1 pseudogene is annotated in these 1,453 nt (G+C 43.4%); it reads right to left on the bottom strand.

Features of this window, described 5'->3' with window-relative positions:
* Positions 1 to 14: 14 nt before the first annotated feature.
* Positions 15 to 1,338 (bottom strand): annotated as a pseudogene (locus EII32_RS11275) (IS5 family transposase).
* Positions 1,339 to 1,453: the final 115 nt, after the last annotated feature.

The following is a 1,453-nucleotide window of genomic DNA, read 5'->3' as shown; positions in this document are numbered from 1 at the left end:
TATTTAGTCGTCCCTTAAAAAGAGATGCTAAACGGGAATTGATTCATCAATGACCTCTCTCTTAGCATTTCTCTTATTGTTTTGAACAGGAATAAAAGAGCTCTCATGGCTCTTTTGAAGTTGTAAGCTGCCGGCCGCCGCCAACAGTAGGTTCACAGCATCCCCAGTCACACCCTTGTAAAAGTTGCGACCTAAACGATAGTCTGATTTCAAGTGTCCAATGGTAGGTTCTATGCCTGCTCGCTTGCAGAATATCTTGTGTTTCTTCCGCTTCTGATATCTGCTATCTGAAGGTTTGGGAGCATCCGGTATCAAAATCTGAGTCCCATTTACTTCTTTCTTACCCCGATAACCTCTGTCACCTGCCAGGATTTTAATCTTTCGCTGTGTGAGTCGTTCCACTTGTGCCAACGAGGCTTCTATCGTGTGTCCGTCATACTCATTACGAAATGATTGTGCTCCGAGAATAATCCCCGTAGCCGAGCGAATGATAGATACTTTGTTGCCAAATTCGTACTTCTTATGCTCTTTTCCCTTGCTGATGCATTGCACATCCGGCTCGTGAATAGAATAAATCTTTTTACCACTATGACGCCGTTGTGCAAGAATTGCCTCAAATCGCTCAATGAGCTTATTGTAAAGGCTGTGTTCTCCAAGATTCCGCTTAAGTTCTCGGACTAATCCGCCCGCTATGGTTCGAAGTTTTCTATCAGCCTTAAGTGCCTTGTTGCGATTCTTGGGATGATTACGAAAACGTTGGTCGCGATAAACTCGCTTGAGCACAAAGGTATAGCTTTGCCGAAGTGGGAGTCCCAGTTCATGAACGATACCCAGCACCTTACGGACTATCTTTTTGTGCAACTTGGCATCTGTTGGGTAGGTGATATTCTTCTCTTGAACCGTAGAGTCTATAAAGGCAACATCGTGATGCCGGTCATCATCTTCTTCGTTATTAACACGAATGCTTTCTTGAAAGATGAGTTCTATCCCCTTTTCGCCAATACGATTGCGAAAGTGCACCAATTCTGATGAGGCACAGGGAGCGCCAGGAACGAACTCTGGCATACCACAAAAGTATTGGTAATAAGCATTTTCACTCCATTGCTCCACAAGAGATTCATCAGAGAGATTGCGAAGATGTTTGAGAATCAACAAGCCACACATCAGACGAATGGGTTTGGCAGGGCGACCATTATTCTGACAATACAGAGGAGCGAAGGCGGTGTCGAATTTTGCCCAATCTATTTTGTCGGCCAGTTTGTAGAGTGGGTGCGATTGGTTCAGCATGTCGGACAGACTACTGAATAAGGATGGAGTGATATGGGGCTTTGTAATCATAAAAAATCTGCAAGTTTCGCACATCGAAGATACAAAAAATTGCAGACTTGACAAAGTATTTAGGAATTTATATCACTGAATACCAAATATTAAATGACTTTTTAAGGGGCGACTA

The organism is Prevotella sp. OH937_COT-195 (genome assembly GCF_003932845.1).
GTDB lineage: Bacteria > Bacteroidota > Bacteroidia > Bacteroidales > Bacteroidaceae > Prevotella.
Note: the sequence above shows the minus strand (reverse complement) of the source record. Positions and strands in the feature narration are given on the sequence as shown.